The sequence below is a fragment of the Paraburkholderia sp. BL10I2N1 genome, assembly GCF_004361815.1.
In the GTDB taxonomy this organism is placed as follows: domain Bacteria; phylum Pseudomonadota; class Gammaproteobacteria; order Burkholderiales; family Burkholderiaceae; genus Paraburkholderia.
This window is the reverse complement of sequence record NZ_SNWA01000002.1, coordinates 3,057,248-3,070,295: the sequence shown is the minus strand read 5'-3', so window position 1 is coordinate 3,070,295 and position 13,048 is coordinate 3,057,248. Positions and strand designations below refer to the sequence as shown.

The window sequence follows — 13,048 nt, the reverse complement described above, 5'->3', positions numbered from 1 at the left end:
TGTACCGGTATCGTTCTGTGCTGCGATTACTTCTTGTAGATCCGCTTGCGCGTCGTTTCGAGCTGAGCGAGGATTTCGTCGATCTTCGTCGGGTCGGACATGAACTGCTGCATGCCCTTCATGCCTTCGTCAGCCATTTCCTTGGTCATATCACGATCATAGAACTGCGCGATGCCACCCTTCGTGTTCGACAGGATCTGGAAGCCGATCTTTGAAATCGGATCGTCCGGTTCCGGCGACTTGCTGTTCGCGGGCAGCGAACCGAGTCCCTGCGCAAGTTTCGCGCTGATCTCGGGCGTTTCCATGAACGCGAGGAACGTGTGGGCGTCGGCCTTGTTCTTCGCTTTCGACGGAATATGCAGCGATTCGACCGGGCCATCTTCAGCGGTCGGAACCTTCGGGTCGATGATCGGGAACTGGAAGAAGCCCATTTTCGGCTTCACGTCCGCCGGAAATCCACCGGTGATGAACGTGCCCATCAGCATCATCGCGGCCTTGCCCTGGAACAGGAACGGCTGTGCCGCATCGAGATCGTATGACAGCGAGTTGTCGATGAAGACCTTGTCGTCGATCAACTGCTTCCACGTCGTGTAGACCTTCTTCACCCGCGGATCGGTGTACGGTACTTCACCCGCCATCAGCTTCTGATGGAACGCATTGCCGTTGATGCGCAGGTCGAGGTAATCGAACCAGCCCGCGAGCGTCCATGCGTCGCGCCCTGCCACGGCAACGGGCGTAATGCCAGCGGCCTTGAGCTTTTTCGATGCTTCAAGAAACTCGTCCCACGTCTTCGGTTCGCTGGTGATGCCCGCCTTTTCAAACAGGTCCTTGCGATAGAACATGCCCCACGCGTAGTACACGGTCGGCGCCGCGTACTGCTTGCCGTTATACGACGACGCTTCCTTCGTCGACGCGTACATGCTGTTCCAGTTGTTCCTGTTCCAGTCGTTCGTCAGGTCCTCGAGCAGACCACGTCGCGCGTAGTACGCCATGCGTTCGCCGTCGTGCCAGTTCACGACGTCCGGTGCGACCGTCGACAGCCAGCCGGGCAACTGCACCTTGTACGCCTCTTCATCGACGAACGACACCTTCACGTCGATATCCGGATGCGCCTTCTTGAAGTCGTCGATGGCAGATTGCCAGACGGCCCGCTGGCTCGCGCCCTTGAACGCGATGTTGACGGCGAGCGTGCCCGCGTGGGCAATGTTGCCGGCAATCATCGTTAGCCCCGCGGCTGCGAGCAGCATGCCGATCAGCCCTTTGCGTACCGCACTTTTCGTGCTTGTCATGCCTGTCTCCTGATGGGTGATGGAATCTTATGCGGCGCGAAAAACCGCCACGCCCTGCGGTTCGACCAACGACGACCCGATCACGAACGCGTCCGCACGGACATTGTCGATCGTGTAGGCGGTATCGCCGTAGTTGAAAACATAAGTCAGCGCGCCACGCCGGCTCACACGGACCGTCTCTGCGAGCGGCGCGGCATCGAGTTGCGCCGCCCTGGCTACCTGCTGGAAGATGCGTTGCGTCAGTGCGTCGTCGAAGAGGCTCGCGCAGTAGTGTAGCGAGCCGTGCCGCACGAACGCCGGGTGACCATCGTCGAAGCGCGCGAGCACGTCGATACCGGATGGTGCCTGCAACAGGTCGCGCCAGTGGTGCGCCGTGCCTTGCGGTGCGCCGTCCCCGCCCGCTACGGGTACGCTGACGTTCGGACGGATCGAGTCGACACGCCATACGCGGATCGGCAGGACATCGGCAAGTGCGCCGGGCGGGAGGTTCGCGGGAATCTGCAGATCGCGCGTTTTCGAGCCGGTACGCGGACCCAGCACGACCTGCGCACCGCTCGCTACGAGCCGTGCGCCGAAGTCATCGGCGACAACGGGCAGCGGCGGCACGACGATCATCCGGTAGCCATCGAATGGCGCGTCCGACGGAATCACGTCGACATCGAGACCGAGCGAACGCAGCGCCGAGTAATACTCGAACGCGAAACGCGGATAGTGGAAATCGGCGGCCTGCGGATGGATCTCGAAGAGCCACTTCGCCTCATAGTCGTAGACCAGCGCGACTTTCGAACGGACCTGCGGCTCACCATCGGCCGCCACGACGGCACGGATTTCCTCGGCCACGCGCGCCGCCTCTTCACCGCCGATGTCGAGTTTGTTGTCTGGCGTGTTCAGCCCTGCATGCATCTGTTCCTGCGCGAACGGCGCCTGCCGCCAGCGGAAATACGACACACAACCTGCGCCGTGCGCGAACGCTTCCCAGCTCCACAGACGCACCATGCCAGGCAGCGGCGCCGGATTCCACATCGCCCAGTTCACCGGGCCCGGCTGTTGCTCCATCACCCAGAACGGCTGCTTCGACATGCCGCGATACACGTCGTGATTGAACGACGCGAAATCCGGATGGCCAGTGCGCAGGAAGCGCGCCTTGATTTCAGGCGCGAACCATTGCTCTTCGAGCGCCCCGAGCGGATAGCTGTCCCAGCTTGCGATGTCGAGATCGGCGGCGACCTTGTAGTGATCGAATTCCGTGAACAGTTGCATGAAGTTATGCGCGATCGGACGGCCCGGCGAATGCTGGCGCACAATCTCCGTCTGCATACGGTTGAACCGCACCACTTCGTCAGACGCAAACCGCCGATAGTCGAGCCGATGCGACGGATGCGCTTCCGTCACGGTGCCGATGGGCGGATCGATTTCGTCGAAGCTGCGGTATTCCATGCTCCAGAACACTGTGCCCCATGCTTCATTCAACGCATCGATGGTGCCGTAGCGCGTGGCGAGCCAGCCGCGAAAACGCCTGGCCGCCGCAGGCGAATAGCTGACCACGGTGTGATGGCAACCGTATTCGTTATCGGTCTGCCAGAACGCGACGGCCGGATGCGAACCATAGCGGCGCGCCACCGCTTCGCAGATCACGCGTGCCGCCTCGAAGTACGAGGGCGACGAGAAATCGTAGTGACGTCGCGAGCCGAACGCACGAGGCCGCCCGTCGGCACCGATCGCGAGAATATCCGGATGCTGGTCGATCAACCACTTCGGCGGCGTTGCGGTCGGCGTGCACATCACGACCTGCAGGCCGGCCGAGCCGAGAATATCGACCGCTTCATCGAGCCAGTCCCATCGATATACGCCCGGTTCCGGTTCGATGCGGCTCCACGCAAATTCGCCGATACGGACGCGCTCGATGCCGAGCACTTTCATGCGCGCGGCGTCGTCGCGCCACATGGCGGGCGACCAGTGTTCCGGGTAATAGCAGACTCCTAAACGCATGCAGCGCTCCTACGCGAGCTGAGTGACGGAATGATTCGAGGTGTCCGCGCGATGCGTCAGCGCGAAACCATCCTCGGTGAAGAGATGACACGACGCAGCCGGGACGTTGAAACCGAGACGCTCACCGCTCTGCACCGCGATGTCGCCGGGCGCCTTGGCGATCAGCACGTCGCCGCCCGGCTGATCGAGATGCAGATAGCTGTGCTCGCCAAGCTGTTCGATCAGCGTCACGCTGCGATGAATCAACTGGGTGGCCGCCGTCGCCGAAGGCGCGCCGGTTGCGTGTGCAACGGTCTGAGTCTCGAGATGTTCGGGCCGGATACCCAGCGTGACCGGTTGCCCGACGGTGAGCGTCCCCGCCTCGACCGGCACGTCGAGCGATTCACCCGTGTGTGAAAGCGTGATCCGTACGTGTTGCGCATTGAGCGCCGCGACCGTCGCAGGCAGAAAATTCATGCGCGGCGAACCGATGAAACCCGCGACGAAGCGGCTCTTCGGCCGGTGATACAACTCGAGCGGCGAGCCGACCTGTGCAATGCTGCCGTGGCGCTCCGTATCCTTGCTCGCATGCAGCAGCACGATGCGGTCGGCAAGCGTCATCGCCTCGATCTGGTCATGCGTCACGTACACCACGCTTGCCTTCGCGAACTGCTTGTGCAACCGCGCGATTTCGATACGCGTCTGGCCGCGCAAGGTGGCATCGAGATTCGACAACGGCTCGTCGAACAGGAACACGCCCGGCTCACGCACGATCGCGCGGCCGATCGCCACGCGCTGGCGCTGCCCACCCGACAGCGCGCGCGGCTTACGCTCGAGCAACGCTTCGAGTTGCAGCACGCGCGCGGCTTCCCTGACCTTGCGGTCAATTTCGTCCCTGGGCTTTTTCGCGAGCTTGAGTCCGAACGCCATGTTCTCGTACACGCTCATATGCGGGAACAGCGCGTAGCTCTGGAACACCATCGCCACGCCGCGCTCCGCCGCGGGCACCTCGTTGACAAGCCGGCCGCCGATGTACAGGTCGCCGTCGGTGACATCCTCCAGACCGGCGATCATCCGCAGCAAGGTGGACTTGCCGCAGCCCGACGGCCCGAGGAACACGCAGAATTCGTTTTCGCCGATCTCCAGATCCACGCCGCGGATCACCGGCGGATGGTCGCCGTACGCTTTGTGCACTGCTTTCAACGAGATACTGGCCATTGCCTCGCCTCCATGCTTTAATGCGTCACAACAGGAGGTTAAGCGCTTAATCAGGCGGCAGAGAAAAAGACGATTGATGAACAATCGCCTGATCTTGCGCTGTCTCCAGTACGTTCTGTTTTGCGGACTCTATCGCGATGACTACTGACGTTGCAAATGTCAGGACGCCATCCCAAATGCTGATCAACCCCGCTCAACCCTGTTTAACTGCGTTACACCGATGACCACGCTCAATGAAGTCGCCCTCCACGCAGGCGTCACGCCCGCGACGGTCTCCAACGTGCTGCGCAATCGCGGCCGGGTTGGCGCGGCGACGCGCGAACGCGTGCTCGAAGCGATCAGGGAGTTAGGTTATCGCCCTCACCTCGCGGCGCGCGCACTGGCCGAAGGCCGGGCACCAACATTCGCGCTGATGGTATCGAGCATCGCCAATCCGTTCTACCCGGAATTTACCCTTGCCGCCGAGCGCGCCGCGCGCACCAGCGGGCACTTCCTGATCGTGTGCAACACCAACGACGACCAGCAGATCGGCCGCGCGTACCTCGAACAGATTGCGGGCACGTTATCGGAAGGCTTGCTCGTGACGAACGCCGAACTGGCGTTCGACGATCTGCGCGCAACCGCCGAACGCGGCACGCCGGTCGTGCTGTGCATGTGGGAACGCCCCGACGATCCGCCGGATCTGCCGTGCGTCGCGGTCGATTTCAGCCTCGCGGGATCGCTTGCCGCCCAACACCTGCTTGAGCTTGGGCATACGCGCGTGGGCGCGCTCGTCGGCAGCAAGAGCCACGACCAGGACAAATGGCCTTGCGGGATTCATGGCGCGCGTCGGGACGGATTTGTGGCGACCTTCAATGCAGCAGGCGTCGGTCCGCTGGTTGCGGAATTCACCTGCGAGTCGGACACGATACGCGGTGGCTACGACGCGGCACGGCAACTGCTCGAGACGCATCCCGAGATCACGGCGATTTTCGGCACGAACGACCTGCCCGCCCTCGGCGCGATGCACGCCGCCGCCGACTTGGGGTTGTCGGTGCCGGAAGATCTGTCGGTGATCGGCATTACCGACATCCAGCTTGCACGTGATTCACGCCCTGCGTTGTCGACGGTTGCCGTGCCGACCGAGGAAGCGGCGCGCATGGCGGTCGACTTGCTGCGCGAACTGATCGAGCGCGCGCCACACGATACGCGTGCGAACCCGGGCTCCGTGCCGATGCTGGTAACGTCTGCGCCCGTGCTGGTGCCACGCGCATCCACCGCGCCGCCGCGCCGCGTGGCAGGCGCTCAGCGCGCCCGTGCCCCATCGCGCAGGCGTTGAATGAAGGCCTGCGCGGGTGGAGAAAGCACGCCGCCCTTGCGCGTCACGATGCCAAACGTCGGCGATGGCGACTTCAATGTGACGGGCAGGATCCGCAGCATCTTCTTGCGCACGAACAGTTCAGCGATATCGGTCGGCAGCAGTGAAACCAGATCGGCGCTGTGCTGAAGCAGCGCGACCGTCACGAATGTCGATGCGGTCGAGATCGGGTTCGCGGGCATGCTCAGCCCGGCGAGATCGAGTTCGCGCTCCAGCAGCGCATGCAACGGCATGTGGCCAGGGTACGTCACCCATCGATAGCCGTTGAGGTCCTGCAACCCCATCTCCTTCGCCGCCATGCGCCGATGGCCATAGCCCACCACGACCGACAGCGGTTCATCGCCCAAGGGCCGGTAGTGGTAACGCGCAGGCTCGTCGCTGACGATCGACCGCCCGATCACGAGATCCAGCCGGCCTTCGTCGAGGAGCATCAGCATCCGCGCGCTCGTATCCTCGACGATCTCGATCGACAGGTTCAGCTGGCTTCTATGCAGTTCATCGAGAATGGGGACGACTACGTCCGGAATCGCGCCCATGATCGTGCCGATCGCAAGACGCCCGCCTTTACCCGAACGGATTTCCGCCAGGTCCTGGCAGAGCGACGTCAGATCCGTCGCGAGGAGTCGCGCATAGCGAATCACGCAATGCCCGAACTGATTCGGAATGAGACCGCTCTTCGCGCGCTCGAAAAGCGGCGCCTCCAGCATCGATTCGAGTTCGTGCAGCGCCTTGCTCGCCGCTGACTGCGTCATCGACATCGCACCCGCCGCCTTATGCAAAGACTTGTGATCGTCGAGCGCGATGAGCAGTTGCAGCTGTCTCATCCGCAGCCTCGACATCAGCACGTTCAGGGTGTTCTTCATGTGAGTCGTAAAAGTGATCGTCATCTGGAAACGATTCACTATACCGCGCGGGCAAGCGGGCCGTACACCCGTCGTCGTACGGTCAACCCACGCTCAACACTCGACGATCGCCTTCACCACACCCGCCTTCGCATCGAGCAACCCTGGGAATTGCGTGGGCACGTCAGCCAGTTGCAGACGATGTGTATTGAGCGCCGCGCCCGGCACCTTGCCTGCGCGTATCGCCGCGAGCACTGTTTCGAAGTCTTTGGCTGTTGCATTGCGGCTGCTGAGCAGGGTTGCTTCGCGTTTGTGAAACTCAGGGTCGGGAAAGGAGATGTTGTCGCGCACGATCGAGATCAGCACGTAGCGCCTGCCATGCGCGATGAATTCGAAACCCCGTTCCATCGCTTTTGCATTGCAGGTGGCATCGAACACGACGTCGAAGAATTCGCCGTCGGTTAGCTGCGAAAGCTCGGCCTTGTCGTTGTCCCCGATTCGCACCGCTGCGTTCACACCCAGTTCGCGCCTGCAGAAGTCTAGCCGGTCCTGGCGCGTATCGAGTGCCGTCACGTTCGCGCCGCGCAAACGCGCGAACAGAATCGCGGCCATGCCGATCGGCCCGGTCCCGACAACCAGCACACGCTCGCCTGCCTTCACGTCGCCCCGCCGGGCCGCATGGGCGCCGATCGCGAGAAATTCGACCATCGCGGCTTCGTCGAGCGATACGCCTTCGGCCTTGTGCACGAACTGCGCAGGCAGGCTCAGATACTCCGTGAATGCGCCGTCGCGATGGACGCCGAGCACCTGGATATTGACACAGCAATTGGTCTTGCCTTGCCGGCAAGCGATACAGTGACCGCACGACAGATAGGGCATGACGTAGACAGGCTCAGATACTCCGTGAATGCGCCGTCGCGATGGACGCCGAGCACCTGGATATTGACACAGCAATTGGTCTTGCCTTGCCGGCAAGCGATACAGTGACCGCACGACAGATAGGGCATGACGTAGACAGGGTCTCCTGCGCGCAGGCCGCTGTCAGCATCCGCCTCCTCCACGACACCGGATAGCTCGTGTCCCATCACGCGCGGATACGCGAGATACGGCTGATTGCCCGTGAAAATATGCAGATCGGTGCCGCATACGCCGACGCGCTTCACGCGCAGCAGAACCTGGCCTTGTTCACGTTGCGGCTTCGTACGGTCAACGGCAACGAGCTTGCCGGGTGTTTCGCAAACGACAGTCAGCATGGCATTCCTTGATGACCGGACACGGGCCGGTCGCGAATCGATGACGAAGGCAATTTAGCGAGAACCCGGCAATCTGGTCAAGCCAATTTATAACATCACTTGATTGGTCTGACCTTATGACCGTGGCTTCGGTCCCGTGCCCTCGTCGCCGGGAACCGGTGTAGGCCGCCTTGCAAAAGTTGAGTAACATAGCCGCGCATGCCATCACTCATCTCTCCATGACTGCCAACCCACAGGAATCGACACCGGAAACGCTTGTCGCCTTGCTCGAGCGAGTCGCCGGTGAAGATGCGTCGGCGTTGCGGGAGCTGTATGACGTCGCGTCGCCGAAACTGTTTGGCCTCGCCCTCCGTATATTGAGCAAACCCGAGTGGGCCGAGGAGGTGCTGCAGGACAGTTTCGTCAATATCTGGCGCTTCGCGGGCGACTACCGCCGTGGCTTGTCAGCGCCGATGACGTGGATGTCCGCCATTGTGAGAAACCGTGCCTTCGACCAGCTGAGGCGGGTCAACGCGACGGAAACCGAATGGAACGATATGTTGGATGAGCTGGTCGCGTCAGGCGACCCGACCCCCGAGGAACTGTCATCGATGAGTGCTGAAGCGCGCCAGCTCGCGCGCTGCATGGAAACGCTCGAACCGGTGCAGCGGCAGGCGGTGGCGCTCGCGTATCTGCGCGACCAGAGCCATAGCGAGATCGCCGAGGTTCTGACCGTGCCGCTCGGCACCGTCAAGTCGTGGATCCGGCGCGGCCTCCAGAAGCTCAAGACCTGTCTCGGGGGTGTCTGATGAATCTGCATCGGTATCCCGAACTGATGGATCGCCTCGCCGCCGAATTTGTGATCGGCACGCTGCGCGGCGGCGCCCGCCGCAGGTTTCAACGCTATGCCGACCACGATCCGGTGATCCGGGGCGCGCTGCAGGACTGGGAACGGCGGCTCGCGCCGATGGCCGAACTGGGGCCCGCCGCCACGCCGCCGACGCGGGTCTGGCAAGCCATCGAGGAACAACTGGGATTCGCCGCACGTCGTCAGCTTGAGTCGCGCGCGGCCGAAGCTGCGCGTCCGACGCCAGCCGCGCAGTCCGAACGGCGCCCATGGTTTGAAAGTCTTTCGTTCTGGCGCGGCTGGGCGATCGGTGTCACCGCACTCGCCGCGATTGCTTTCGTGCTCGCGGTGCGTAGCATCCTGCCGCTTTCACCGACCCAGCCGACGCCGCCTACCGTTGCGCAACAGCCTGAAAGCGAGATTTCGCACGTCGCCGTGCTGGACAACAAGGACGCGCAGGCGGTGATGCTGATCTCGTGGGACCCAGTCCACGCGAAGGTCAAGCTGCACCGGCTCACCGACGCCGCGCCGCCGGCAGGCCGCTCGATGCAGCTATGGGGCTTGCCGGCGAATGGCCATCCGGTGTCGCTCGGGGTGATGCCGGATCACGGCGACGCCACGATGCCGGCCGGCGAGCAGCAGCCTCAGCAATATCCCGTGCTGGCGGTGTCGATCGAACCGTCGGGCGGCTCGCCGAATCCGAATGGACCGACAGGACCCGTCGTGTTCACCGGCAAACTTCTGCCGGTTTCCTGATTACCTGAAGATGACCGGCGCCGCCATACGGCGCCCGCAAAACCCATCATATGCAAAGCTTTTACGAAGCAACCGTCGCCCGTCCTGCACGGCCGCCGCTGACCGGCAAACGCAGCGCCGAGGTGTGTATCGTCGGTGCGGGTCTCGCCGGCCTGTCGACTGCGCTGGGTCTTGTCGAGCGTGGCGTGCGCGAAGTAGTCGTGCTGGAAGCGAAGCAGGTTGGCTTCGGTGCGTCGGGACGCAATGGCGGCTTTGTCTTCGGCGGCTATAGCCTCGACTGCGCGGACCTGCTAAAGGCGCTCGGCCCGCAACGCGCGCGCGAACTCTACACACTTACTACCGATGCGGTCGATCTGATGCGCAAGCGTATCGAGCGCTATCGCATCGACTGCGACGACACGCATGCCGGCGTGATCCTCGCGAACTGGTTCGATGAACCCGCGCGCCTCGAGGCGCAGCGGCGTCTGATGAAAGAGTCATTCGGGGTCGACTGGGAACCGGTGGGCAATGCGGAGCTTGCCGAGCGGCTGAAGACGCGCCGTTATCACGGCGGCCTGCTCGAACATAACGCGTTCCATTTCCATCCGCTGAAATACGTGCTTGGCGTGGCGAGAGCCGCTGTCGACGCCGGCGTCGACGTCTACGAGCAATCGCCCGTCATCGGTCTTCATCGGCAAGGCAGCGGCTTTCTGGTCGAAACCGCGAACGGCGCGATCGACGCGAAGCACGTCGTCATGGCAGGTGGCGGCTATGCGCGCAACGTCTATCGACGCGTGGAGCGTGCCGTGCTGCCTATCGCAACGTATGTGATGGCCACTGAACCGCTCGGCCCGCGTCTGAAGGATGCGATCGATTGCGCATCGGCAATCTACGACACGCGCTTCGCTTTCGACTACTACCGGCCCCTGCCCGACACGCGCATCCTGTGGGGCGGCCGCATTTCCGTGCTCGACCGCCAGCCGGAAGTGATCGCACGCCTGCTGCGGCGCGATCTGCTGAAGGTGTATCCGCAACTGCACGACGTGCGCATCGACTACGCGTGGGGTGGCCTGATGAGCTACGCGCGGCACAAGATGCCGCAGATCGGCCAGAGCGCGGATGGTGTCTGGTACGCGGTCGGCTTTGGCGGACATGGCATGGCGCCCACCACCGCGTCAGGCGAACTGCTGGCGGCCGCCATCTCCGGCGAGCGGCCGGTGCCCGAAGCCTTCGGCAGTTTTGGATTGACCCGCACCTTCGGCGCGCTTGGTCTCGCGGCTGCGCAGCTCACCTATACGACGATGCAAACGCGCGACGCGCTCGCTGCGCGGAACACACAGAACAGGCAGACATCCTGAAAGCAGGCGCGCCAGAAGCGCGCAGCCCAACGCCCGTTTATGCCGGAAACCCGCGTCTAACGGGCGTCTAACGGGGCGCCTGGCGGGGATTTGGCCATGCTAGAATGACCCGTCATCGCCGCTTATACGCAAAATGAAAATGGGAAGCAAGGCCGCCGAGCCCGACAACCACGGCATCGTGTCCGAAGCCCGGCGCAAGTACGATCCCGAAGAGACAAAGCGCAACATCCTCGACGTCGCAACGCAGGAATTCTCCGCGATGGGTCTCACCGGCGCCCGCGTCGATGCTATCGCGGAGCGCACGAACACCACCAAGCGCATGCTCTACTACTACTTCGGCAGCAAGGAAGGGTTGTACGAGGCCGTGCTCGACAAGGTGTACGGCGACATCCGCGCGCTGGAGCAGGATCTGCACATCGATGAACTGGATCCGCGCGAAGGCCTGCGCAAGCTCGTCGAATTCACGTTCGACTATCACGACAAGCATCGCGATTTCGTTCGCCTCGTCAACATCGAGAACATTCACGGCGCGAAATACATCGAGCAGATGAAGACGTTCAAGAGCCGCAATGCAAGCGTGGTGAGAACGATTGAAGATCTGCTCGGGCGCGGCGTGGCGGCGGGACAGTTCCGCGGCGACGTCGATGCCATCGATCTGCATCTGATGATCAGTTCGCTGTGCTTTCACCGCGTCGCGAACCGTCACACGTTTGGCGCGGCGTTCGGTCGCGATCCCTCGCATCCGCGTCTGCGGGCGCGGCATCGGGCGATGGTCGTCGACGCGATATTGCGCTTTGTGAAGCAGGAAAACTAGGAACAAACCGGCGCGTTCGATACTGCAACGCGCCGGTGTGCTGGTTCAAACAGCGTGCGGATGGGCTTCAGTCAGTCAGCACGATCCGCTTGATATCGCCGACGATAAAAATATACGAAAGCGCGCCAATCAACGCGACGACGCCGATGAACACCAGCGCGCCGACGAACGACCCCGTCGCCGAAACGATGAAGCCGACCGCAAGCGGCGTCACGATCCCGGCCAGGTTCGCCGCGAAGTTGAAGATGCCCCCCGTCACGCCGAGCAGGCCGTCCGGTGCGATATCGGACACGAGCGTCCAGCCGAGTGCCGCCATCCCCTGTGCAAAGAACGCCACCGACAGGATCACGATGACCGTGACATTGCTGTCGACGTAGTTGGCCAGAATGATCGTCGAGGCAAGCAGCAGGCCGGCGATGATCGGCAGCTTGCGCGCCACGTTCGGCGAGACACCGCGACGCAGCAGCCAGTCGGAGAACGTGCCGCCGAACATCACGCCGACCGAAGCCGCAATGAACGGCATGATTGCGAAGAAGCCGATCTTGAGCCAGCCCATGTGCCGCTCGGTCGCGAGATAGGTCGGGAACCACGTGAGGAAGAACACCAGCGTCGAGTTGCCGGCGAACTGGCCAAGGCAGATGCCGGTAAGTTGACGATGCTTCAGCAGGCGGCCGATCGTGCGCCATTCGAAGCCGCTCTTCTTTTTCTGGCCGGATTCCTTGTTCGCGTGCGTCAGCCCGCCACCCTCTTCGATATAGGCGAGTTCAGCCGCATTCGCGCCCTTGTGATCGAACGGCTCGCGATAGAACATCCACCAGATCCCGCCGAACACGATGCCCACCGCGCCCACCACATAGAACAGCGAACGCCAGCCAAAGGCGCCCATCAACGCAAACAGGAACGGGCTGAAGAACGCCAGGCCAATGTATTCGCCGACGGTGTACGTGCCGGTCGCCATCGCGCGTTCGCTTTGCGGGAACCATGTCGCGACGACCCGGCTATTGGTCGGGAAGCACGGCGCCTCCGACACCCCTAGCCCGAGACGGAACGCAACCAGCCCGCCGATGCCATGCACGAGCCCCTGCGCCAACGTGCACAGCGACCAGAACGTCATCGACAGGAAATAGGTGACCTTGCTGCCGAAGCGGTCGAGGAACAGTCCGCCTGGAATCTGCGCGAGCACATAGCTCCATGAAAACATCGAGAAAATCACGCCCATGACGGCCGCACTGATGCCGAGTTCTTTGGTCAGCTGCGGCGCGGCGATGCCGAGAATGGTGCGATCAAGGTAGTTGATCATCGTCCCGATCGCGAGCAGCGCCAGGATGCCGTAGCGCGCGTTCGAACGACGCATCCCGCTGACGCCGGCTGCAGATCCTGCCGGTGGC

General features: G+C 62.7%; 11 protein-coding genes and 1 pseudogene. 5 read left to right on the top strand and 7 right to left on the bottom strand.

Annotated elements, in window-relative coordinates:
- Nucleotides 1–26: 26 nt before the first annotated feature.
- The 3 genes from B0G77_RS36220 to ugpC form a co-directional block, all read right to left on the bottom strand.
- Nucleotides 27–1,247: an extracellular solute-binding protein gene (locus B0G77_RS36220; protein ID WP_133667026.1), complete on the bottom strand. Its 1,221-nt coding sequence runs from the start codon at nt 1,245–1,247 to the stop codon at nt 27–29.
- Between the two features lie 69 nt (nt 1,248–1,316).
- Nucleotides 1,317–3,278, bottom strand: coding sequence for a beta-galactosidase (locus B0G77_RS36215; RefSeq protein ID WP_133666556.1), 1,962 nt, complete (start codon nt 3,276–3,278; stop codon nt 1,317–1,319).
- 9 nt (nt 3,279–3,287) lie between these two features.
- Nucleotides 3,288–4,475: a sn-glycerol-3-phosphate ABC transporter ATP-binding protein UgpC gene (ugpC, locus tag B0G77_RS36210; protein ID WP_133666555.1), complete on the bottom strand. Its 1,188-nt coding sequence runs from the start codon at nt 4,473–4,475 to the stop codon at nt 3,288–3,290.
- 220 nt (nt 4,476–4,695) lie between these two features.
- On the opposite strand from ugpC, the gene B0G77_RS36205 reads away from it, so the two are divergent.
- Nucleotides 4,696–5,793 carry a LacI family DNA-binding transcriptional regulator gene (locus B0G77_RS36205; RefSeq protein ID WP_133666554.1) on the top strand — a complete coding sequence of 366 codons (1,098 nt, stop codon included), beginning with the start codon at nt 4,696–4,698 and terminating at the stop codon, nt 5,791–5,793.
- On the opposite strand, the gene B0G77_RS36200 is transcribed toward B0G77_RS36205, so the two are convergent.
- From B0G77_RS36200 to B0G77_RS45360, 3 genes and pseudogenes are all read right to left on the bottom strand, one after another.
- A complete protein-coding gene (locus tag B0G77_RS36200; protein WP_133666553.1) occupies nt 5,760–6,695 on the bottom strand; it encodes a LysR family transcriptional regulator in 936 nt (311 codons plus the stop codon). The genes B0G77_RS36205 and B0G77_RS36200 overlap by 34 nt on opposite strands.
- A 93-nt stretch (nt 6,696–6,788) precedes the next feature.
- Nucleotides 6,789–7,583 carry a zinc-binding alcohol dehydrogenase family protein gene (locus tag B0G77_RS45365; protein ID WP_279571371.1) on the bottom strand — a complete coding sequence of 265 codons (795 nt, stop codon included), beginning with the start codon at nt 7,581–7,583 and terminating at the stop codon, nt 6,789–6,791.
- Between the two features lie 125 nt (nt 7,584–7,708).
- A pseudogene (locus B0G77_RS45360) lies at nt 7,709–7,927 on the bottom strand (alcohol dehydrogenase catalytic domain-containing protein); the annotation flags it as partial.
- 218 nt (nt 7,928–8,145) lie between these two features.
- Between B0G77_RS45360 and B0G77_RS36185 the strand changes: the two are divergent.
- From B0G77_RS36185 to B0G77_RS36170, 4 genes are all read left to right on the top strand, one after another.
- Nucleotides 8,146–8,715 carry a sigma-70 family RNA polymerase sigma factor gene (locus B0G77_RS36185; protein ID WP_133666550.1) on the top strand — a complete coding sequence of 190 codons (570 nt, stop codon included), beginning with the start codon at nt 8,146–8,148 and terminating at the stop codon, nt 8,713–8,715.
- Complete coding sequence (locus B0G77_RS36180) at nt 8,715–9,509, top strand: anti-sigma factor (RefSeq protein WP_133666549.1); 795 nt, start codon at nt 8,715–8,717, stop codon at nt 9,507–9,509. The genes B0G77_RS36185 and B0G77_RS36180 overlap by 1 nt, the downstream gene beginning before the upstream one ends.
- A gap of 50 nt (nt 9,510–9,559) precedes the next feature.
- A complete protein-coding gene (locus tag B0G77_RS36175) occupies nt 9,560–10,846 on the top strand; it encodes an FAD-binding oxidoreductase (RefSeq protein WP_133666548.1) in 1,287 nt (428 codons plus the stop codon).
- Between the two features lie 133 nt (nt 10,847–10,979).
- Entirely contained in the window at nt 10,980–11,660 is a 681-nt protein-coding gene (locus B0G77_RS36170; RefSeq protein WP_133666547.1) for a TetR family transcriptional regulator, read from the top strand.
- A gap of 67 nt (nt 11,661–11,727) precedes the next feature.
- Here the strand turns inward: B0G77_RS36170 and B0G77_RS36165 are convergent, their stop codons facing one another.
- The gene (locus B0G77_RS36165; protein WP_243751431.1) at nt 11,728–13,014 is read right to left on the bottom strand and encodes an MFS transporter; all 1,287 of its coding nucleotides are present in this window, start codon (nt 13,012–13,014) and stop codon (nt 11,728–11,730) included.
- Nucleotides 13,015–13,048: the final 34 nt, after the last annotated feature.

Bases quoted from the DNA above. Each gene is read 5' to 3' on its own strand.
- B0G77_RS36220 (WP_133667026.1), bottom strand. From the start codon at position 1,247: ATGCTGCTCGCAGCCGCGGGGCTAACGATGATTGCCGGCAACATTGCC.
- B0G77_RS36215 (WP_133666556.1), bottom strand. From the start codon at position 3,278: ATGCGTTTAGGAGTCTGCTATTACCCGGAACACTGGTCGCCCGCCATG.
- ugpC (WP_133666555.1), bottom strand. From the start codon at position 4,475: ATGGCCAGTATCTCGTTGAAAGCAGTGCACAAAGCGTACGGCGACCAT.
- B0G77_RS36205 (WP_133666554.1), top strand. From the start codon at position 4,696: ATGACCACGCTCAATGAAGTCGCCCTCCACGCAGGCGTCACGCCCGCG.
- B0G77_RS36200 (WP_133666553.1), bottom strand. From the start codon at position 6,695: ATGAAGAACACCCTGAACGTGCTGATGTCGAGGCTGCGGATGAGACAG.
- B0G77_RS36185 (WP_133666550.1), top strand. From the start codon at position 8,146: ATGACTGCCAACCCACAGGAATCGACACCGGAAACGCTTGTCGCCTTG.
- B0G77_RS36180 (WP_133666549.1), top strand. From the start codon at position 8,715: ATGAATCTGCATCGGTATCCCGAACTGATGGATCGCCTCGCCGCCGAA.
- B0G77_RS36175 (WP_133666548.1), top strand. From the start codon at position 9,560: ATGCAAAGCTTTTACGAAGCAACCGTCGCCCGTCCTGCACGGCCGCCG.
- B0G77_RS36170 (WP_133666547.1), top strand. From the start codon at position 10,980: ATGAAAATGGGAAGCAAGGCCGCCGAGCCCGACAACCACGGCATCGTG.
- B0G77_RS36165 (WP_243751431.1), bottom strand. From the start codon at position 13,014: ATGCGTCGTTCGAACGCGCGCTACGGCATCCTGGCGCTGCTCGCGATC.